Genomic DNA, 19,477 nt, shown 5'->3' with positions numbered 1-19,477 from the left:
TCATGAACAGGTTGCGCGGTAGTTCCGTCCTTGCGGCCCTTGTTGTTGCGGCAACCCTTGTCTCCGGGTGTTCCGGCAAGAGCATGCAGGCCTCGCACCTGCTGGAGCAGGGCCGCTATGCAGAGGCCGCCACGGCCTACGCGCAGGTGACGGCCGAAGATCCGTCCGACTGGCAGGCCGGGGTGCGCCACGGCTATGCCCTGTACCGCAAGGGCGACCATGCGGCGGCACAGGCCGTGCTCGTGCCGCTGATGGACGACTGGCGCGCGGCCCAGTACGCCAGGTTCTGGGCGGGCATCGCCGCCATCGCCGCCCGTGACGGCGACGCGGCCCGCGCCGCGTGGTCCGGCTGGACCACGGACAGGTTCGAGGTGCTCCGGGTGGTGCGCCCGCGCGTCGAACTGCTGCGTGCGGACGAACTGGCCCTTGGCCCGCAGTCGGCGGATTTGTACGCCCGCGAGGCTGCCCAGGCCAATGCCCTGGAAGAGATGAAGCGCGCCCGCGACATGTTCCGGCGGGGCATGGACAGGGGCGACGTGCCCGATCCGGCGTTGCCGCCGACCCCCGTGGAATATCTGCCGTAACTCCGTTTTCCTGGGGTGCGGGCTGGCCGGCAGGGCGTGAGGCCGGGCAGGGCGGCCGTTGCCGGTGGCCTTGTCCGCGTCGCCGGGGTCGCGGTTGCACGGCGCGAAACATGAAAAACCACCCCGCAAAGGGTGGTTTTCGCATTGCAAATATCGATGCAAAGACCCTCGTGACGGGTATCCACTTGCGGATGGGGGGCGTATTGCCGTAGGTTGGCCGATGAACCTCGGCACCGCGCCCGTATTCCGGCGGGATGTCCGCCAGTGGTGCGGTCCGGCAATCCTCCATGAGTGTCCCATGAGCGAGCCCGCCCTCCATCCCGTCTTCGACATCGATGCCGTGCTGCACCGCCTGCAAGGCGACCGCGAATTCCTCACGCTGCTGCTCGATACCTTCCTGCCCGACTTCGTCGACCGGCTGGCCAAGATGCAGGCCGCACTGGGAGAAGGGCGGCTGGACGACCTTGCCCGGCTGGCGCACAGCCTGAAGGGGGCCTCCGCCACCATCGGCGCGTCGCGGCTGCACCACCGGGCCTCGGCCCTTGATCAGGCCTGCCGCAACGAAGACCTGGCCGTGGCCCGCCGGGAATGGCTGGGTCTGCTGGAGGATTCCGAGGCCACCCGCACGGAGATCGCGGCGTGGCTGACGGTCAACAGGGGCTGAACCGGACGGCCGCGCAGGCCCGCGTCAGGATGCGTCGCCATCCTCGAAGCAGCCTTCCGGGCAGAAGGCCATCAGTTCGGTGAGCACCCCGTCCGGGGCCACGTCGCTGACCAGAAACGGCCTTTCGTCCCCTTCGCGCCACCCGACGATGTCGGGCGCCAGTTCCGTGCATGCCCCGCATCCGCTGCAATCGCCCGGCGAAAGCAGCACTTCCCTGAATCCGCGTGGCGTGGCCGTGGCGTCCTGTTGCGCGTCCATTCCCCGTACCGGGTCCTGCCGGTTGGTCATGTGCCCTCCCGGGCGCGTCCGCGCGCCCATCCTTGAACTATGGCCGCTGGCGGGGCGAGGCAAGGGGCTGCCGTCGGCAGACGTCCTTCGTTCGTCCTCCATCCGCGCCCGCGTCCGGCAAACGCCAACGGGGCACGACGCGCGTCGTGCCCCGTTGCCGGCATTGCGTGGCGGCCGTCCGGCGAACACGCTAGGGGCTGTTCCTAAATTAGGCTTTTCGTTCGTTGGCAAGGAAAACAAGCCTGCCATGAGGGAGTGCGGCAGCCGTTAGGCGAGCCTGCGAGCCTTACGGATGGCGACCGCACCGCATACTCTTCTCGTATTCGACCGAGCCTTAGCCGTTAGGCGAGCGCGCAGCGCGAGTCTTACGGATAAGGACAGCAACGCCATGGCAGGCGAAGTTTGACCTCGTTGCGCACGATGTCCGTAGGGCTCGCAAGCTCGCCCAACGGCCACGCTTCGCGCCCTTCGGGTCGGACGCCAACGGGCGAAAGGGCAATTTAGAAACAGCCCTAGGGATTGAGGTCTTCATACACCTTGCCCACCGACTTGGCCGAGGGGGTCAGGGTGCGGGCGCCGGGTTCCCAGCGGGCGGGGCAGACTTCGGCCGGATGGTCCCGCAGGTGCTTGTTGGCCTGCATCTTGCGCACCAGTTCGGCGGCGTTGCGGCCCACGTTGTAGAAATTCACCTCGGACCCCACCAGCACCCCTTCCGGGTTGATGATGAAGGTGCCGCGCAGGGCGGTGCCCGCGCTTTCATCGTACACGCCGAAGTAGCGCGAAACCGTCCCGGTGGGGTCGGCGGCCATCTGGTAGCGCACGTTCTCCAGCAGGCGTTCGGAATTGCGCCAGGCCAGGTGCGAGAATTTGGTGTCGGTGGACACGGAGATCACTTCCACGCCCAGTTCCTTGAGGGACTCGTGGCGTTCGGCAAGGTCCGCCAGTTCGGTGGGGCACACGAAGGTGAAGTCTGCCGGGTAGAACACCAGCACGGTCCATTTGCGGTCCTGCTGCAATTTTTCCAGCGAAACCTGGCCGAAGGAACCTTCGGTGGGATCGTAGGTGTCCATGGTGAAGGGCTTGACCGGGCGACCGACGATGGCGGAGGCGGGGTATTCCTGTTGGGTGGGGCAGCTCATGTTCGATGACTCCTTTGAAAAGAGTTGTTAGTAATGATTTCTGGTATCACTTATGGCAGTGCCGGGCCGATCCGTCAAGGGGAAGCGAGAAAAAAAGTGATCCCGCGCCATGCGCCGGAATCGTGCGCACAATGCGGGGGAATGCCGGAAGCGGCCGGTACGGCGCATGCCGGGTGAAGGATGCGTGCGCGGATGACGGCGACCGCCCTGACGTGCGCCCGTGCAAACGCAAACGCCGCACGGATGGAAATCCGTGCGGCGTGAATCGGCGGGCCGGAGAGGGCGGAAGCGTCAGTCGATCCACTTGCCCTTGTCGTAGCGGATGATCTCGGTGACGCGGCGGGCCTTGACCATGGTGAAGTCGCCCGCAAGGGCGGCTTCCTTGGTGGCGGCGCGGCTTTCGAATTCCTGTTCGTGGTAGACGATGAGCCCCACGTACTTGGCGCCGGGGCCTTGTGCGTCGTGCACGTCGGTGGAGAGCGAGTCGGGATCCACGGCCAGATAGCGGGCCACGAATTCGTGGCCGTTCTGCACCACGTCCTTGCGGGTCTGGCAGGGACGCAGACTTTCGTTCATGTGGCGCAGCTTGGCGCGGGCCAAGGTATCGAGCTTGTTGTGCACTTCCTCGATGGTGTCGCCCACGGACTTCTTGGCGGGAGCCACCTTGGCCACCTGAGTGGTCTTGGGAGCGGCCTTGCCGGCCTGGGCAGGCTTCTGCGTGGCGGCCTTGGCGGTCTTGTCGGCCGTCTTGCCCGTGGTCTGGGCGGCGGCCTTCTTCGTCTGCTGCGCCGGGGAGGCGGTGACGGCGCTATCCGCCGCGCCTGCCGGAGAAACGCAGACAGCCCCGGCCAGGACCAGAGCCAGGGTAACGGGCAGCGTCAGGGCCTTTGCGGCCATCGCGATGCGGCCTTGCTTCATCGACTTCGTCTCCGTTTGCGGAAAGGCCCGGCGGGTTTCCCCACCGGGCCTTCATGGTCCGTTGTGCTACTTGATGAAGGAGAGTTCGACCCGGCGGTTCAGCTTGCGGGTCTCTTCGGTGCTGTTGTCGTACTTGGGCTGGGACTCGCCGTAGCCCTTGGTGATCAGGCGCGAGGATTCCACGCCCTGCTTGACCAGGAAGTCCTTGACCGACTTGGCGCGGGCTTCGGACAGCTTCTGGTTGTATTCGTCGGTGCCGAGGCTGCAGGTGTGACCGGCAACTTCAATCGAGCCCTTCTTGGACTTCAGGATGGAGGCGGTTTCCACCAGGATGCTGGTGGCGGTGGCGTCCAGCTTGGCCGAGTTCAGGGCGAACTGGATGCTGCGCAGCACGATCACTTCGTCCATGGGGGCGGCGGCAGCGGCGGGGGCGGCCTTTTCTTCGTAGAAGACGTCGCGCACGAACTTGTCGAGGGCGGCTTCGTTGGCCAGCAGTTCGGGGCCCTTGGCGGTGACGGCGCAGCCGTTCAGCTTGGCGATGGCGTCAAGGGTGGCCTGGCCGGCGGGCTTGTCGGCCATGGAAATGACGTGCAGGCACAGGCCGGGGTTGGTGGAGAGCAGCATCTTGGCTTCGGCCACCGGGTCGGAACCCAGGTTGGATTCGCCGTCGCTGACCATGATCATGGCGGCCTTGCGCTTCATGGCCTTGGCGTAGGTGGCCTTCTGCAGGCCGGTGCCCATGGGGGTCAGGCGGGCGAAGGTGTCTTCGTTTTCATTCAGCTTCTTGATGGCCTTTTCATAGGACGCCTTGTCCCACGCGGCCACGGGCTGGATTTCGGTGGACGGGGCGAAGGTGTGCAGGCCGCCTTCGTAGCCCAGCGCCGGGATTTTGGCGTTGATGGCCGAGAGCAGCTTCTTGGTCAGTTCCATCTTGTTCTTGCCGACCTTCTCGTGCGACATCATCATGGACCCGGAGTAGTCCACGAAGAAGTCGAAGCTGGCGATTTTGGGAACAAGGGTGGATTGACCGGCGGCGAAGGCCGGAGCGGCGCAGACGAGCATGAGCGCCGCGACCAGAGTCAGAAGTTTCGCGATTTTCATGGGAGCCTCCAAAATAGCTGATGTTGACGCAGGGTAAAAACTCCAGCCCGGAATTATCTTCATATTGTGCAAGTTACCGACAAAACATGGTCGTGACAAGACCATTCTGCGTTTTAGGCACAAAGTTTCCGATTTTTCATGGGCCGCATGCCGTCACGCGGACTCTTGCGGAGCCTCCATGGCGGCTTCCAGAGCTTCATCCAGCGTCGGGTGGGCGAAAATGACAGAGCCCGCGTCGTGCACGGTCCAGCCCGGGGCCGCGCCGCTCCCTCCCGCAAGCACGGCCGCCAGCGTCACCAGATGCGACACGCCGTGTCCCACGGCGGTCACGCCCCGGATGCGCCCGTCAACCCAGACGATCTTGATGAAACCCTGCGTCGTTCCATACGCCTGCGCAATGGGATTGGCAATGAGCATAGAGCGGGAAACACGGGGGGAAAATCCCGCATTCTTCAATTCTTCCGCGGTAGGGCCAACGCGCATCGCTTCCAGGTGGCCGTAGATGCACGCGGGCATCACGCCCGCGTCGTAGGCCGTTGCAGTCGCGCCGCAGGCGTGGCGCACCGCGTAGCGGGCCTGATGGTCCGCCGCGTGGGCCAGCAGGGTGCGGCCGTTCACGTCGCCGATGGCGTACACGCGCGGGGCCGCGCGCAGGCATTCGTCGGTCTGCACCCAGCCCGGCCCGCGCAGGGTTGCGCCCAGCACGTCAAGGCCGATTCCGGCGGACGCCGGGCGGCGTCCCACGGCCAGCAGCGCCTTGCTCGCGGAAAGCTCCTCGCCGTCCTCGAAGCGCAGCACGGCGCGGCCGCCGGTCCCCCCATCCCCGTCGCCTCCCTCGCGCCCCTCGTGCCCCTCGTGCACAGTCGCCAGCGAGGCCACCTTGCGCCCGGTGTGGATGGCCCACCCCTCGCGCGCGTAGACCTTGCGCAGGGTGTCGCCCACTTCGGGGTCCTCGGTGGGGGCCAGGCGGCCCATGCCTTCCACGATGGTGATGCGCGTGCCGAGGCGGGAGAAGAAGTCGGCCATTTCCAGGCCGATGGCCCCGCCGCCCACCACGATCAGGCTTTCCGGGGCTTCGGTCACGTCGAGCAGCGCGGTGGAGTCGAGCACCGCCGCGCCGTCGGCGGCAAGGCCGGGAAAGCTGGCCGGAGTGGAGCCGGTGGCCACGATCAGGGTACCCCAGGCAAGCCGGGTTTCCTGCGTGGCGCCGTCGGGCTGCACGGCGGTGACGGTGAGTTCGCCGTCCCCGTCCCCCGCGATATCGGCGGGCGGCGCGGCGGTCACCCGCCCTTCGCCTGCGTACACGGCGATGCCCGCCGCCTTCAGGCGCTTTTCCAGCGCCTGCCGGGTGCCCTTGACGTACCTGTCCTTGCGCTGTTGCAGGGCGGGCAGGTCGAAGGCGATGTGCCCGTCGGCGCCTTTCAGCTTCTTTTGCGCTTCCAGCAGCGGCAGGGCGGCGGTGGCCCCCAGCAGCAGCTTGGTGGGGATGCACCCCCGGTTCAGGCAGGTGCCGCCCAGGCCGTCACGGTCCACCAGCGCCACGGAAAGCCCGCGCGCCGCCGCATCGAAGGCGGCCCGGCTTCCGCCGGGCCCTCCTCCGAGTATGATCATGTCGTAGCGGGCGCTAGGCGTCATCCGTCAGCACCATGTTGCGGGCCGCCGCCGTCTCGTCCAGCCTGCGCACCGGCGTGTTCACCGGGGCCGCATGCAGCGCTTCGGGGTCCTGCGCCGCCGATTCCAGAATGGCGATGAGGTCGTCCGCGAATTCGTCGAGCGTCTGCCTGCTCTCGGTTTCCGTGGGCTCGAACATCAGGCATTCCTTGACGATGAGCGGAAAGTAGATGGTGGGGGCGTGGTAGCCCTTGTCCAGCAGGGCCTTGGCCACGTCCAGCGCGCGGATGCCGCATTCGGCGTGGTTGCAGGCCGAGGCCACGAACTCGTGCATGCAGATGCGGTCGTGGGGGATTTCCAGCACCTTTTCCAGCCGCTTGCGCAGGTAGTTGGCGTTGAGCACCGCGTATTCCGAAACGCGTTCCAGCCCTTCGCCGCCCAGGCGCAGGATGTAGGCATAGGCCTTCAGCAGCACGCCGAAGTTGCCGTAGAACGGGGCCATGAAGCCGATGGATTTCGGATGGTCGTAGTTCAGGTAGTAGCGGCCGTCGTGCAGCTTTTCCACCCGCGAGATGGGCAGGTACGGCACCAGCCGTTCGCTGACGCCCACCGGACCCGCGCCGGGGCCGCCGCCGCCGTGCGGGGTGGCGAAGGTCTTGTGCAGGTTCAGGTGCACCACGTCGAAGCCCACGTCGCCCACGCGCATCTTGCCGAGGATGGCGTTGAGGTTGGCGCCGTCGTAGTACAGCAGGGCGTCCACCGCGCGCAGCTTTTCGACGATGCGCGGCAGGTGGTTTTCGAACAGCCCCAGGGTGTTGGGGCAGGTCATCATCAGGGCGGCCACGTCGTCGGTCAGGGCGGCTTCCAGCGCGTCCGGGTCGACCATGCCGTCCTTCGACTCGATGTTGATCACCTCGTACCCGGCCAGCGCGGCCGAGGCGGGGTTGGTGCCGTGGGCGGAATCCGGGCAGATGACCTTGGTCTTACGGTTGCCCTTGTCCTTGTGGTAGGCGGCGATGAGCATGGCGCCGGTAAGTTCGCCGTGCGCGCCCGCCATGGGGTGCAGGGTGAACGCGCGCATGCCGGTGATCTCGCACAAGAGGCGCTCGGTCTCCCACATCACCTCCAGCGCGCCCTGGGTGTACTGGCCCGCGCCCTTCAACTGGGCCATCAGCGGGTGCAGCCGGGTGAAGCCCGGCAGGGCGGCCACCTGTTCGGTGAACTTGGGGTTATATTTCATGGTGCACGAGCCGAGGGGGTAGAAGTTGGAATCCACCCCGAAGTTCAGGCGCGACAGCCGCGTGAAGTGGCGCACCACGTCCAGTTCGCCCAGTTCGGGCAGGGCGGGGCGCTTGGCGCGCAACAGGTTCGCGGGCAGCATGTCGGCCGCGTGCCTCTTGGGCTCGGCGGGCAGGCAGGCGGTGCGGCCGGGTACGGATGCGGCGAAGGCGGTCTTCACAGGATACCTCCCAGCATTTCGGCCAGAATGCCGACCTGTTCGAAGCTGTTCTTTTCGGTGCAGGCCACCAGCAGCACGTCGTCCATGCCCGAGTAGTAACGGCCCACGGGGAAGCCGGGCACGTAGCCGCGCGCGGTGAGCCGGTCCACCGCCTCGAAGGCGGGAACGGGCAGCCGCACGGCGAACTCGTTGCCGAAGGGGGCGGTGTTCAGCGGGCGCACCCCGGCGATGGCGGTCAGCCGGTCCATGGCGTAGCGGGCGCGTTCCATGGAAAGCTCGGCCGTGCGGATCAGGCCTTCGGGGCCCAGCAGGCACAGGTGCACCAGCGTGCGCAGGGCGCACAGGGCCTGGTTGGAGCAGATGTTGGACGTGGCCTTGGCGCGGCGGATGTGCTGTTCGCGCGCCTGCAACGTGAGCACGTAGCCGGTGCGGCCTTCGATGTCGTTGGTGCGGCCCACGATGCGGCCGGGCATCTGGCGCACCATGTCCTTGGTGCAGGTCATGATGCCGAGGTACGGCCCGCCGAAGCTCAGGGGCTGGCCCAGCGACTGGCCTTCGGCCACGGCGATGTCCGCGCCCATTTCGCCGGGCGTCTTCAGCACCGACTGCATGACCGGGTACACCGAGATGACCGACGCGGCCTTCTGGCTTCTGGCGTGGGCGAACAGGTCGGTGAAGTCCTCCACCACCCCGAAGAAGTTGGGGTTCTGCACCACCACGGCGGCGCAGCCGGTGTCCACGGCGGCCTTCAGGGCGGCCATGTCCGACCTGCCGTCCACCTGCGGCACGGTGACCAGGTCCAGCGAGAGGTTGGACGTGTACGAGGCCAGCATGGTGCGCCAGATGGGGCTGACCGCCTCGTCGATGACCAGCTTGCGGCGCTTGGTGGCGCGCACGGCCATCATCATGGCCTCGAAGATGGCCGAGCCGCCGTCATACACGGAGGCGTTGGCGCAATCCATGTCCAGCAGGCGGCACACCGCCGTCTGGTACTCGAAGATGGCTTGCAGGGTGCCCTGCGAGGCTTCGGGCTGGTAGGGGGTGTAGGCGGTGTAGAATTCACCGCGCGAGACCAGCGCGTCCACGGCGGCCGGGATGTGGTGGCTGTAGAAGCCGCCACCCAGAAAGCTGACCACGTCGGTGCGGTTGCGGGCGGCCATTTCTTCCATCCTGGCCAGCACCTGCATCTCGCTGAGGCCCAGGGGCAGCTCGAAGCTGCGCGGGCGCATCTCTGCCGGAATGTCGACGAAAAGATCCTCGATGCTCTGCACGCCGATGACGGAGAGCATTTCCCGGACCTCCTCTGGGGAGTGCGGGATGAACGGCATGGGCTGCTCCTTGCCGCTAGTGGGCTTCGCGCGCGACGACGGCTTCGTAGTCGGCGGCGGAGAGCAGGCCCTCGGGCTTGCCGTCCAGCTTCACGCGCACCATCCAGCCGTCGGTGTAGGGCGACTGGTTCACCAGTTCCGGCGCGCCGGACAGGGCGTCGTTGACGGCGCTGACGGTGCCGGCGAGCGGCGAGTAGAGTTCGCTGGCGGCCTTCACCGATTCCACCGAGCCCATTTCCTGGCCGTTGGCCAGGGTGTCGCCCACGGCGGGCAGGTCCACGAAGGTCAGGTCGCCCAGCTGTTCCTGGGCGAACTGGGTGATGCCGATGACGGCCTCGTCGCCCTCGATGCGCACCCATTCATGGGTGTCGGTGTAGAGCAGGTCGGCGGGAATGGACATGTGTGCCTCCTGGAAAGGTTCGGCCTGTGGTGGGGGCCAGTGGGGGTGTGTGGGATGCGCGGCGCGGGCGCGGCGGTCACGGCCCGGCTGCGGTGTGCGGCGCTGTTGCGAACGGCGCGGGGCGCGGCCAGCCCCGGCGCAGGGCGGGCATGCCGTTTCCGCGGGGAAAGGACACGCCGGATGCGCCGGAACACGGCGAGCACGCCGGTGCACCGGTAATAGCCGGACACGGCGTGGCCCGCAAGTGCCGCGACACATTGAAAAGAGGGCGTCGGCGCGCCTACTTTTCCGTCTTTTCGAGGTGTACGCCGAGCTTTTCGATTTCGTCCAGCAGCAGCTGGCGGCGGATGGGCTTTACGATGAAGCTGACGGCGTCGCCCAGAAAGAAGGCGTCGTGCACTTCCTGCGAATCGTCCAGGCCGGAGATCATGATGACCTTCACGGCCTTTTCGGGGGCGACGCCCTCTTCCTTCTCGATCTCGCGGATTTCGCGCAGGGCCTGCTGCCCGTCGGCGTTGGGCATGAGGATGTCGAGGGTGACCACGTCGTAGGGTTCGCCGTCCTTGAGGGCGGAACGGAACGCCTGCACGCCTTCCTCGCCGTCGGTGGCGATGTCGACATACCCGAAGGGGTGAAGGATCTTCTGGACCAGTCTGCGGCTGTCGAAGTCGTCGTCAACGACCAGGAATTTCATCGGAACGTCCTTCTGCCTGCGCGCGGGATGCGCCGTGGTTTCGCCGCCGCGCCAGCGTGGGGCGGCGGCCTGATGGATGCCCGGTACACGCGTTGCGGTCCATTACGCGTGCAATATCGACGCACTCCGGCGTCGCCCCTCGGAATTGCTGACGAACATAGCCGCGAGCGGTGGCGGGGTCAATGAGCGTTAGCGCGCCATGTGTCTTTCTTTATGGAATGGCCGTAAGCGGGGCCAGCCGTCTATACACCCGCCGCCGCGAAGGCCCGGTCCACGATGTCCACGGCCTCCTGCTGGATGCGCTTGAGGTGGTCCGGCCCTTTGAAGCTCTCGGTGTAGATCTTGTACATGTCCTCGGTGCCGGAGGGCCGCGCGGCGAACCAGCCGTCGTCGGTGATGACCTTCAGCCCCCCGATGGAGGCCCCGTTGCCGGGGGCCTTCGTCAGCATGGCGGTGATGGGCGCGCCCGCAAGTTCCGTGGCGGTGAGCACGTCGGGCGACAGGTTGGCGAGCACGGCCCTGCGTTCCGCCCCGGCGGGCGATTGCAGCCGTTCGTACAGCGGCGCGCCGAACTGCTCGGTGAGCCTGGCGTACAGTTCCGCCGGGTCGCGGCCTTCCACGGCCATGATCTCGGCGGCCAGCAGGTTCAGCAGCAGGCCATCCTTGTCCGTGGTCCACACCGTGCCGTCGCGCCGCAGGAACGAGGCCCCGGCGCTTTCCTCGCCCCCGAAGCCGCAACTGCCTTCCAGCAGCGGCTGCACGAACCACTTGAAGCCCACGGGCACCTCCACCACCTTGCGGCTCAGCGAGGCGGCCACCCGGTCCACCATGGAACTGGTGACCAGCGTCTTGCCCACGGCGCACTGCGGCGACCATTGCGGGCGGTGGCGGAACAGGTACCACACGGCCACGGCCAGGTAGTGGTTGGGGTTCATCAGGCCCGATGCGGTGACGATGCCGTGGCGGTCCGCGTCGGCGTCGTTGCCGAAGGCCACGTCGAACTTGTCGCGCAGATTGATCAGCCCGGCCATGGCCCACGGGGACGAGCAGTCCATGCGGATCTTGCCGTCCTTGTCCAGCGGCATGAACCGGAAGGTGGGGTCCACCGCGTCGTTCACCACGGTGATGTCGAGGCCGTAGGCTTCCGCGATGGGGCGCCAGTAGGCCAGCGACGAGCCGCCCAGCGGGTCCGCACCCAGCTTGAGCCCGGCGGCCTTGATGGCGGGCATGTCCACCACCGAGGCCAGGTCGTCCACATAGCCGCGCACGAAGTCGCGCTGGCTCACGCACGGGGCGGCCAGCGCGTCGCGCAGGTGCATGCGGCGCACGGGGCGGTTGCCGTCATCCAGAAGTTCGTTGGCGCGGCGCTGAATCCACTTGGTGGCGTCGGTGTCCGCCGGGCCGCCGTGGGGCGGATTGTACTTGAAGCCGCCGTCTTCGGGCGGGTTGTGGGAGGGCGTGATGACGATGCCGTCGCCAAGGCCCTGCGCGCGGCCCGCGTTCCAGGTGAGGATGGCGTGCGAGATGACCGGGGTGGGGGTGTAGCCGCCGCCCTGCTGGATGACCGTGGACACGCCGTTGGCAGCCAATACTTCCAGCGCGGTGCGGTGGGCGGGTTCCGACAGGGCGTGGGTGTCCATGCCCAGGAACAGCGGCCCGGTTATGCCGACTTGCGCGCGGTATTCGCACACCGCCTGGGTGACGGCGAGGATGTGTTCCTCGTTGAAGCTGCCGGACAGCGCGCCGCCCCGGTGGCCGGAGGTGCCGAAGGACACGCGCCGCTCGGGCGCGGCGGTATCCGGATGTTCGGTATAGTAGGCGGCGACCAGCGCCGGAATGTCCACCAGTTGCGAAGGTTCGGGCCGCTGCCCGGCCCGCGGATGCGTTGCCATGCGTTCTCCTGCCCTCCGGGCGCGAAGTGTGCCGAAGTGTTTGGAGAATTTGTATACCGTCGGGGCAGGGCGAGCGCAAGGGTGGGTGGGGTATAATCTTTATAGGTTGAAGACTGAGGTGCCGTATGCTCAAACTAAGAGTTGTCCCACGGATGGCCTTTTGATACTGCTAAATGCACTGGAATGGCGCTGTGTTCTGTCTCAAATTTCATGGTTAATGACTTAGCCGTAATGTGGGTGTTTTGAAGCAGAAAACAAGTGATGTTGGCCTTTCGAATCATGGCATAACATGTTTTGTATATGATTATGATTTAGAGTTTTAAGCGCGGAGTAGTTGGATTGGGGAAATCGAGGAAGTTTGTTTGTATTAGGGCTGCGCAGGGTGTGTGGAGTATGGCATGATGAATATAAATTCATATAAAGAAGAAATAAGTAGAGCGTTTTTTTATACTTTGGCGACGGGTTGCGGATTTACAGTGGAGTTTCCTCGGGCAGATAATGATAGCGTTGATTGTCAGGTGCGATATAATGGGAAATTGCATAGCAGTAGTATATTGTATTCTCCACATATAGACGTTCAGTTGAAGGCAACGTCGGCACCAAACGTGGATGGCTCTGAGCTTGTGTATGCACTTAAAAAGAAGAATTACAATGACCTGAGAGAAAGAAGCCATATTCCAAAGATTCTTGTGGTCTTTGTAATGCGACATCCACATTCAAGGGTTAATGTCCGTTCAGGTATTACGTCAATATACGGAGATGCTTATTGGGCTTTTTTTGAAGGGGCGGTAGCCTTGCCTGTGGGGCAAGAGAATAAGAACGTAAGAATACCCTTGGCGAATCGTTTTACACGTGATGTTTTATTTAAAATGATGCTGAATAGTTCTCGCGATGTGGAGGTGGGCCATGGGTTGTAAAATTTTCCAATATCGCGATTTGCCTATAAAGCATAGCATGTTGTGTCGGTTTATCGAATCTCAAGGATGGAGGGTTGCTCATACTCTTCGCAGTGGAGCTTTGGTTTACACAAAGGGGGAAAGCGAGAAGGAATTGCTGATTCCTACGGATGCTTCGTATTCTGATTATAAGAAAATGCTGTATGCAGCGTTGGATGATATTGCTACGGTGTACGATGTCCGTGTTGATATCTTGTTGGGGAAAATTGCTTTTCCAGATTCTGATTCCTTTAAATTTAGCTTGAAAAGTTCTTTTACAAAGTATGGAGTTGTTCCTTTTGATTCTTTTGTGGATTATGCAACTTCTCTTAAGACTTGGATTTTATCTGGCGCAGCTTTTGTGTTGAATCCTGCCAAGTTTCATAAAAAAATATCTTATAAATGCACGGAAGAGTGGTTTGGGCGTTGTCGTGTTGGTCAAAGTGAGTTTGGAAGTTATGTGATGAATGTGGTCTTTCCGCTTGAGCCAGAAAAAGCAGATGATCAACATCAACTGCTTACGGTGAATAGGGAAATGCCTTTTACTCGAAAGATTACAAGTGTGCTCTATAGGAGCGCTTGCTTGGTGCAGCAAGCCATAGATGAAGATGACTTAAGCCAGATTACTGAGGCGGGGAATCGCGGGCAATATGCGATAAGCGCCAACATGTGCTCAGCAATTGTTGATATGTATGACGCAACGAGAGGGGCAGATATATCTTTGCAGCCCGAATGGTCTGCGGAATTGCCTATTGATGATAGCGATATGCCAAGTATTCTAACTTTTCGCCGGGAGCATAGGCATGCAATTGAGGACGTCGCCAAGGAGCTGACCCCGCAACTTGGCACGACGAGGGAGGATTTGTCTGGATTTGTGAAAAAGCTCAGCAGGGGTGTTGGAGAAAATGAGGGAGTTGTTACAATCCTTTCTGGTTCTGGGCAGAATAACTATACCTTGCGGCTTGAGAATCAAGAGTATTTAAAGGCAATCGACGCACATCAGAATGAGATTCCTGTTTTCGTTTCAGGCACTATTGTGCGCCGGGGGAATAATTTGTCAATTGATCCGGTCGAGCGCTTTGAAATTATGAGAGCCCCTGAATAAGGAGCCTATATGAAAAGCCTCGGATGCCCTTGAGGACATCCGGGGCTTTTGTTTTTCCCGCTTTCTCTTCTTCTCTTCCGCCGCCGCCGTGCTTCCTACACATTGAACAGGAAGTGCACCACGTCGCCGTCCTTCATCACGTATTCCTTGCCTTCCACGCGCAGCACCCCGGCGGAACGGCAGGCCGCCTCGGTGCCGTGCTTCACGTAGTCGTCGTAGCCGATGACCTCGGCCCGGATGAAGCCGCGTTCGAAGTCGGTGTGGATCACGCCCGCGCAGGCCGGGGCCTTCCAGCCCTGCTGGATGGTCCAGGCGCGCACTTCCTTCTCGCCCACGGTGAAGTAGCTGGCAAGGCCCAGCGTGTGGTAGCCGGTGCGGATGATGCGCACCAGGCCGCTTTCCTCGATGCCGTACGACGCCAGCATTTCGGCCTGTTCCTCGTCGGAAAGGCCCTGCAATTCTTCCTCGATCTTGGCGCAGATGACCACCATGTCGCAGCCGCGCTGTTCGGCCAGTTCGCGCACGCGGCGCACGTGGTCGTTGTTGCCGTCCAGGTTCGCCTCGTCCACGTTGGCGCAGTAGATGACCTTCTTGGCGGTGATCAGGCCCATTTCGCGCATGGCCTGTTTGAACAGGTCGTTGTCCTTGCCTTCGAAGGTGGCGGCCGGGTTGCCCGCGTTCATGTGTTCCAGCAGGCGGCCCAGTTCTTCGGACGCGGCCTTGGCGTCCTTGTCGAACTTGGACATCTTTGAAAGGCGCTCGTACCGCTTTTCGGCGGACTGGATGTCGGCCAGCAGCAGTTCGGTCTCGATGGTCTCTATGTCGCGGATGGGGTCGATGGCCCCGTCCACGTGGGTGATGTTCTCGTCGTCGAAGCAGCGCGCCACTTCGAGAATGGCGGCGCATTCGCGGATGTTGGCCAGAAACTGGTTGCCCAGCCCTTCGCCCTTGCTGGCCCCGCGCACCAGCCCCGCGATGTCGATGAAGTCCACCGTGGCGTGGATGGTCTTCTGCGGCCTGGCCATTTCGGTCAGCTTGTCGATGCGCGGGTCGGGCACGGCCACCGTGGCCTTGTTGGGCTCTATGGTGCAGAAGGGGTAGTTGGCCGCCTCGGCGTTCTGGGCCTTGGTCAGCGCGTTGAACAGGGTGGACTTGCCCACGTTGGGCAGTCCGACGATGCCTATGCTGAGAGCCATGTCTGTCTCCGGAAATTGCGAGGATGGCGCGCGCGCCGGATGCGGCGCGGGGCGCGGGTTGGGGGCGGCGTGGCCGCCGGGGCTTCATAGCGTCTTTTCCGTGGTTTGGAAAGGGCGCGCTGTTTGGACAGGGCGCGCCGGGGATGGAACGCGGCCGGAGACAGAAGGGGCGTTGGGCGGGACGGTATGGGCAACGCCCGCGCGCCAGCCCCGGTTAGAATAGCGAAAATACAGAGATGGCCAGCAGCGCGCCCAGCGCCGCGTTGCACCAGCGCACCGCGCCCGGCGAATGCAGCAGTCCGCGCAGGGCCGTGCCGCCCGCGCACCAGATGGCCACGGACGGGAAGGCCATCACCGCGAACACTGCGGTAAGCGCCAGCAGTTCCTGCGATACGCCGTGCAGGCCAAGCGCGTTTGCGGCAAGGGCCGATTCCGCCCCGCCGCCGTGCCCGGAAACGTAGGTGGTCACCCCGGCCACGGCGGCCAGCCACGCCTTGGGGTTCACCCACTGGAACAGCGCCCCTTCGATGAAGGTCATGGGGCGCGAGGCGTTGCGGCCTTTCGCGGCTTCACCGGGCGTGGGCGGCGCGGCCGTGGCGATGCGCCAGGCCAGCCATAGCAGGTAGGCGGACCCCACCCAGCGCAGCCAGTGGTGCAACTGCGGCACGGCGGCGAATATCCGGTCCATGCCGAGGCCCACGGCAATGATCATCAGCGGGAAGCCCAGCGAAATGCCCAGCAGGTGGGGCATGGTGCGCCAGAAGCCGAAGGTGAGGCCCGACGACATGACCATGGTGTTGTTGGGGCCGGGGGTGACGCTCATGGCGATGGCATAGGTGCTCATGGCGGCCAGGGTCGCAAATTCCATGGGATGCTCCGATGCGTGTGGATGCGCCGTTGTACAGGGGGCGCGGGCAAAGGGAAAGAGGTCCGGGGGGGAGAAGTGGGGGAAGCGGGCGGCGGGGACGGGAGCAAATATGAAAGCGCCGGGACATCCATGCGGATGCCCCGGCGCGGGAACTGCACTTGGCTGCAAGGAGGCGCTCTTGGCGCAGGGAGGATTTTTGTTCTCTGCCGAGGAAGAATGCTTTTTTATGGAGGAAGTGCGGCAGCCGTCATGCGAGTCTTCGAGCATTACGGATGGCGACCGCAACGAGTACTCTTATCGTACTCGACCGGAATAAAAACGCATTCTGACGAAGGCAGAGGGCAAAAGGCCCCCTGCGCGGTACTGGTTACGGCAGCACCCGCACCGTATACGCCCCCTCCACCTTCAGGTACTTGCGGGCCAGGGCGCGCAGGGCTTCGGCGTCCAGCTTGGCCGCCTTGTCCACCACCTGCTTGTTGAAGGCCAGCGGGTACCCCTGCGAGGTCAGCACCGCCGCCTCGGAACTGCGGCTGCCAAGGCGCTGGTGCTCGCGGTAGTAGTCGCCTTCCAGCTGATTCTTGCCGCGCCGCAGCTCGTCCTCGGGCAGGCGGTCGGCGTGCAGGCGGGCGATGACGTCCTTGAAGCCCTGCGTGGCCTGGTCCAGCTTGCCCGGCTCGGTGCCGATGTAGAAGATCATGAACCCGGCCTGTTCCGACTGCCAGTTCATGGCGGTGACGGTGTAGCCAAGGCCCTGCTCGTCGCGCAGGTCGCGGAACAGCAGACCGCTCTGGCCGGACAGGATGGCCTGCATCAGTTCAAGGCCGGGGGTGTCGTCGCTTTTCAGCGGCGCGGTGGGGAAGACCAGCATCAGGTGGGCCTGGTTGCGGCCGGGCAGGTGCAGGTCCAGCTCCTTGTCCTTGCTCCACGCGGGCGCGGACAGGCTGGCGGCCCTGGCGTCGGGCGCGGGCAGTTCCCTGGCGTGGCGGATGACCGCCTCGCGGTCGTACTGGCCGCACACGGCCATGACCCACGGCTGGCGGGCCTGCTGCGCCCAGAAGCCGCGCACGTCGGCCACGCCGAACTTCTGCACCGCCTCGGGCATGCCCAGGTGGTAGTAGCCGTAGGTGTGGCCGGGGAACAGGAAGGGCGTCAGGTGGCGGAAGGCCAGGCCCATGGGCTGGTCCTCGCGCGCCTTGATGGCGGCCACCTGGTTTACCCGTTCGCGGGCAACTTCCGCGTCGGCGAAGGCGGGCGCGGCCAGCACCTGGCCCAGCAGGGCGAACATGTCGTCATTGAAGCGCGAAGGCTGGCGCAGCGAAAGGCTGAAGGTCTGCCGCCCGGCGGACGCGCCCATGCTGGCGGCGCGGTCGGACTGGTAGGCTTCCATGGCCGGGGCGTCCAGCCCGCCCGCGATGCCCGCGGACTTGGCCGCGGCCGACTGCGGCGTGGGCAGGGTGCCCTTCACCAGCGCGCTGGCGGCCAGCGAGGCCAGGCCCTGCTTGTCGGCGGGCAGCAGCGCGTTGCCGCCGCTGAACACCATGTCCACCGCCGTGTAGGGCAGGGTGGCGTCGGGCATGAGGATCAGCGTGCGGCCCTTGCCGAGGTCGATGACCTCGGTCTTGTCGGCCACGGCGGCGGAGGCGGCGTCGGACCCGGCGCGGGCCGGGGCGGGCCAGGCTTTCGCCAGCGCGGCGGCCAGGTCGGGTGTTTCGGATTTTTCCGGCGTCAGAGCCACCACGGAAAGCCGTTCGGGCCGCAGCCAGCGGGCGATCAGGTCTTGCAGGGTGGCGGGGGTGACGTCGTGCAGGCCGCGCAGGTAGTTGGCCTCGCCCTGCACGCCGGTGAAGAACTGGAAGTAGCCGAGCTTGGAGGCAAGGCCGGGCAGGGTTTCCTTGGCCCGGAACATGTCGTCTTCCAGGTTCAGCTTGGCGCGCTCGATGTCCTCTGCCGTGAAGCGGCTGGCGGACAGCGAGGCCAGGTCCGCCGTCAGGGCGGTCCAGAAGGCGTCCAGCTTGTCGGCGTCCAGTTCCGCCGTCAGGTACAGCATGCCCACGCGCTCGAAGCTGTAGTTGGACATGGAGATGGAATCCACCAGCTGCTTCTCGTATTTGTAGGTGCGGTACAGCAGCGAGGTGCGGTCGCCGCCCAGCAGGTGGGCCAGCACGTCGAGTTGGGGCGACTGCGCGTCGCCGAAGCCGGGCACCGGGAAGGAAATGCCCAGGTACACCTTGTTCCACGGGCCGGGCTCGATCTTGACTGTGTGAGCGGGGGGAACGGGGGACGCGGGGCGCGCGGGTGCGGCGGCAGTGCCGGAAGCGGCGGGCTTGGCCGCCTTTTCCGTCTTGCCGGGCTTGGCGAGGGCGGCAGCCTTGCCGCCGTCCGTCTTTTCTGCATCGGCCATGGTCAGCGGCTGGGCCAGCAGCCTTTCCGCGTCGATGGGCGCGGGCGGGGTGACCGTGGCGTCGTTCTTCAGGTCGCCGAACAGGCGTTGTGCCTCGGCCAGGGCATCGGCGGGGTTCACGTTGCCCACCACGGCCAGCAGCATGGACTGCGGCTGGTAGTTCCTGCGGATGTAGTCGCGGATGTCGTCCGCCGTGAACGACCTGATGGTCTCGCGCAGCCCGATGATGGGCGAGGCGTACGGCGTGCCGTTCAGGGTCAGGGCCTGCATGTGCTGGAACAGCCGGTTGTCCGGGCTGTCCTCGCCGCGTTGCAGTTCGGCCAGGATGACTTCCTTTTCCGACTCCAGTTCGGCCGGGTCCAGCGTGGGGTGGAAGGCCATGTCCTTGAGCACTTCCATGCCCAGCTTCCACTGCGCGGCGGGCATGTCGGTAAGGTACACGGTGTAGTCGAAGCTGGTGGCGGCGTTCAGGTAGCCGCCTGCGCGCTCCACGTCGCGGGCCACGGCGCCCTTGGGCCGGTTTTCCGTGCCCTTGAACACCATGTGCTCCAGCACGTGGCTTATGCCCGCCTCGCGCGGGGTTTCGTAGGTGGAACCCGCGTGCACGTACAGGCGCAGCGAGGCCAGCGGAAAGCGCTCGTCCGGCTGGATGAGCACCGTCAGGCCGTTGGAAAGGCGGGTCAGCTGCGGGTGCGGGGCTGTCGGCGTGGCGGCCGTGGCAGCGGTCGGCATCGTCAGGGCTCCGAGGAGAAGAAACAGGGTGAGAAGGGTGCGCATTGCGAATGTCTCCAATGCGCCGCGCGGGGCGGCGTGCGCTGTGTCGTGCCGGCTGCCGGGGCGGCGGCCGGAGGGAAGGCCAGACAGGGCCGGACAGGGCCGGAAACCGTACGGCGC

Annotated in this window: 17 protein-coding genes; 4 read left to right on the top strand and 13 right to left on the bottom strand. The window is 64.7% G+C overall.

Annotated elements, in window-relative coordinates:
- Positions 1 to 2: 2 nt before the first annotated feature.
- Positions 3 to 584, top strand: a complete 582-nt coding sequence (locus tag V6B97_RS05590; RefSeq protein ID WP_333505512.1) for a tetratricopeptide repeat protein — start codon at positions 3 to 5, stop codon at positions 582 to 584.
- Positions 585 to 882: 298 nt separating this feature from the next.
- On the top strand, positions 883 to 1,248 hold the full coding sequence (locus V6B97_RS05585; RefSeq protein ID WP_333505511.1) for an Hpt domain-containing protein: 366 nt from the start codon (positions 883 to 885) through the stop codon (positions 1,246 to 1,248).
- A gap of 24 nt (positions 1,249 to 1,272) precedes the next feature.
- Here the strand turns inward: V6B97_RS05585 and V6B97_RS05580 are convergent, their stop codons facing one another.
- From V6B97_RS05580 to pgm, 10 genes are all read right to left on the bottom strand, one after another.
- Positions 1,273 to 1,536 (bottom strand): hypothetical protein, encoded by a 264-nt coding sequence (locus tag V6B97_RS05580; protein ID WP_333505510.1) that lies wholly within the window; start codon positions 1,534 to 1,536, stop codon positions 1,273 to 1,275.
- Between the two features lie 512 nt (positions 1,537 to 2,048).
- Positions 2,049 to 2,675 carry a peroxiredoxin gene (locus V6B97_RS05575; RefSeq protein WP_333505509.1) on the bottom strand — a complete coding sequence of 209 codons (627 nt, stop codon included), beginning with the start codon at positions 2,673 to 2,675 and terminating at the stop codon, positions 2,049 to 2,051.
- 291 nt (positions 2,676 to 2,966) lie between these two features.
- Positions 2,967 to 3,593 carry a hypothetical protein gene (locus tag V6B97_RS05570; protein WP_333505508.1) on the bottom strand — a complete coding sequence of 209 codons (627 nt, stop codon included), beginning with the start codon at positions 3,591 to 3,593 and terminating at the stop codon, positions 2,967 to 2,969.
- Between the two features lie 66 nt (positions 3,594 to 3,659).
- The gene (locus V6B97_RS05565; RefSeq protein ID WP_333505507.1) at positions 3,660 to 4,694 is read right to left on the bottom strand and encodes an OmpA family protein; all 1,035 of its coding nucleotides are present in this window, start codon (positions 4,692 to 4,694) and stop codon (positions 3,660 to 3,662) included.
- Between the two features lie 153 nt (positions 4,695 to 4,847).
- Positions 4,848 to 6,329, bottom strand: coding sequence for a dihydrolipoyl dehydrogenase family protein (locus V6B97_RS05560; protein ID WP_333505506.1), 1,482 nt, complete (start codon positions 6,327 to 6,329; stop codon positions 4,848 to 4,850).
- Positions 6,319 to 7,764: an aminomethyl-transferring glycine dehydrogenase subunit GcvPB gene (gene gcvPB / locus V6B97_RS05555; protein WP_333505505.1), complete on the bottom strand. Its 1,446-nt coding sequence runs from the start codon at positions 7,762 to 7,764 to the stop codon at positions 6,319 to 6,321. The genes V6B97_RS05560 and gcvPB overlap by 11 nt, the downstream gene beginning before the upstream one ends.
- Positions 7,761 to 9,092: an aminomethyl-transferring glycine dehydrogenase subunit GcvPA gene (gene gcvPA / locus V6B97_RS05550; RefSeq protein WP_333505504.1), complete on the bottom strand. Its 1,332-nt coding sequence runs from the start codon at positions 9,090 to 9,092 to the stop codon at positions 7,761 to 7,763. The genes gcvPB and gcvPA overlap by 4 nt, the downstream gene beginning before the upstream one ends.
- A gap of 16 nt (positions 9,093 to 9,108) precedes the next feature.
- A complete protein-coding gene (gene gcvH, locus V6B97_RS05545) occupies positions 9,109 to 9,492 on the bottom strand; it encodes a glycine cleavage system protein GcvH (RefSeq protein ID WP_333505503.1) in 384 nt (127 codons plus the stop codon).
- A 280-nt stretch (positions 9,493 to 9,772) separates the two neighbouring features.
- Complete coding sequence (locus tag V6B97_RS05540) at positions 9,773 to 10,186, bottom strand: response regulator (protein ID WP_333505502.1); 414 nt, start codon at positions 10,184 to 10,186, stop codon at positions 9,773 to 9,775.
- A 242-nt stretch (positions 10,187 to 10,428) separates the two neighbouring features.
- Positions 10,429 to 12,078 carry a phosphoglucomutase (alpha-D-glucose-1,6-bisphosphate-dependent) gene (pgm, locus tag V6B97_RS05535; protein WP_333505501.1) on the bottom strand — a complete coding sequence of 550 codons (1,650 nt, stop codon included), beginning with the start codon at positions 12,076 to 12,078 and terminating at the stop codon, positions 10,429 to 10,431.
- 398 nt (positions 12,079 to 12,476) lie between these two features.
- On the opposite strand from pgm, the gene V6B97_RS05530 reads away from it, so the two are divergent.
- Together V6B97_RS05530 and V6B97_RS05525 are read left to right on the top strand one after the other, a co-directional pair.
- Positions 12,477 to 12,995, top strand: a complete 519-nt coding sequence (locus tag V6B97_RS05530) for a DUF4365 domain-containing protein (protein ID WP_333505500.1) — start codon at positions 12,477 to 12,479, stop codon at positions 12,993 to 12,995.
- Positions 12,985 to 14,118: a hypothetical protein gene (locus V6B97_RS05525; protein ID WP_333505499.1), complete on the top strand. Its 1,134-nt coding sequence runs from the start codon at positions 12,985 to 12,987 to the stop codon at positions 14,116 to 14,118. The genes V6B97_RS05530 and V6B97_RS05525 overlap by 11 nt, the downstream gene beginning before the upstream one ends.
- Positions 14,119 to 14,213: 95 nt before the next feature.
- On the opposite strand, the gene ychF is transcribed toward V6B97_RS05525, so the two are convergent.
- The 3 genes from ychF to V6B97_RS05510 all read right to left on the bottom strand — a co-directional run bounded on the left by ychF (position 14,214) and on the right by V6B97_RS05510 (position 19,315).
- Positions 14,214 to 15,314: a redox-regulated ATPase YchF gene (gene ychF / locus V6B97_RS05520; RefSeq protein WP_333505498.1), complete on the bottom strand. Its 1,101-nt coding sequence runs from the start codon at positions 15,312 to 15,314 to the stop codon at positions 14,214 to 14,216.
- A gap of 214 nt (positions 15,315 to 15,528) precedes the next feature.
- Positions 15,529 to 16,182, bottom strand: coding sequence for a LysE family translocator (locus V6B97_RS05515; RefSeq protein ID WP_333505497.1), 654 nt, complete (start codon positions 16,180 to 16,182; stop codon positions 15,529 to 15,531).
- Positions 16,183 to 16,549: 367 nt separating this feature from the next.
- Positions 16,550 to 19,315, bottom strand: a complete 2,766-nt coding sequence (locus tag V6B97_RS05510) for a M16 family metallopeptidase (RefSeq protein WP_333505496.1) — start codon at positions 19,313 to 19,315, stop codon at positions 16,550 to 16,552.
- Positions 19,316 to 19,477 lie beyond the last annotated feature (162 nt).

The organism is Nitratidesulfovibrio sp. 1201_IL3209, assembly GCF_036763125.1.
Classification (GTDB): domain Bacteria; phylum Desulfobacterota; class Desulfovibrionia; order Desulfovibrionales; family Desulfovibrionaceae; genus Cupidesulfovibrio.
This window is presented reverse-complemented; position numbering and strand designations above follow the sequence as displayed.

Excerpts from the sequence above, each read along its gene's own strand:
- V6B97_RS05590 (WP_333505512.1), top strand. The coding sequence starts at position 3 with ATGAACAGGTTGCGCGGTAGTTCCGTCCTTGCGGCCCTTGTTGTTGCG.
- V6B97_RS05585 (WP_333505511.1), top strand. The coding sequence starts at position 883 with ATGAGCGAGCCCGCCCTCCATCCCGTCTTCGACATCGATGCCGTGCTG.
- V6B97_RS05580 (WP_333505510.1), bottom strand. The coding sequence starts at position 1,536 with ATGACCAACCGGCAGGACCCGGTACGGGGAATGGACGCGCAACAGGAC.
- V6B97_RS05575 (WP_333505509.1), bottom strand. The coding sequence starts at position 2,675 with ATGAGCTGCCCCACCCAACAGGAATACCCCGCCTCCGCCATCGTCGGT.
- V6B97_RS05570 (WP_333505508.1), bottom strand. The coding sequence starts at position 3,593 with ATGAAGCAAGGCCGCATCGCGATGGCCGCAAAGGCCCTGACGCTGCCC.
- V6B97_RS05565 (WP_333505507.1), bottom strand. The coding sequence starts at position 4,694 with ATGAAAATCGCGAAACTTCTGACTCTGGTCGCGGCGCTCATGCTCGTC.
- V6B97_RS05560 (WP_333505506.1), bottom strand. The coding sequence starts at position 6,329 with ATGACGCCTAGCGCCCGCTACGACATGATCATACTCGGAGGAGGGCCC.
- gcvPA (WP_333505504.1), bottom strand. The coding sequence starts at position 9,092 with ATGCCGTTCATCCCGCACTCCCCAGAGGAGGTCCGGGAAATGCTCTCC.
- gcvH (WP_333505503.1), bottom strand. The coding sequence starts at position 9,492 with ATGTCCATTCCCGCCGACCTGCTCTACACCGACACCCATGAATGGGTG.
- V6B97_RS05540 (WP_333505502.1), bottom strand. The coding sequence starts at position 10,186 with ATGAAATTCCTGGTCGTTGACGACGACTTCGACAGCCGCAGACTGGTC.
- pgm (WP_333505501.1), bottom strand. The coding sequence starts at position 12,078 with ATGGCAACGCATCCGCGGGCCGGGCAGCGGCCCGAACCTTCGCAACTG.
- V6B97_RS05530 (WP_333505500.1), top strand. The coding sequence starts at position 12,477 with ATGATGAATATAAATTCATATAAAGAAGAAATAAGTAGAGCGTTTTTT.
- V6B97_RS05525 (WP_333505499.1), top strand. The coding sequence starts at position 12,985 with ATGGGTTGTAAAATTTTCCAATATCGCGATTTGCCTATAAAGCATAGC.
- ychF (WP_333505498.1), bottom strand. The coding sequence starts at position 15,314 with ATGGCTCTCAGCATAGGCATCGTCGGACTGCCCAACGTGGGCAAGTCC.
- V6B97_RS05515 (WP_333505497.1), bottom strand. The coding sequence starts at position 16,182 with ATGGAATTTGCGACCCTGGCCGCCATGAGCACCTATGCCATCGCCATG.
- V6B97_RS05510 (WP_333505496.1), bottom strand. The coding sequence starts at position 19,315 with ATGCCGACCGCTGCCACGGCCGCCACGCCGACAGCCCCGCACCCGCAG.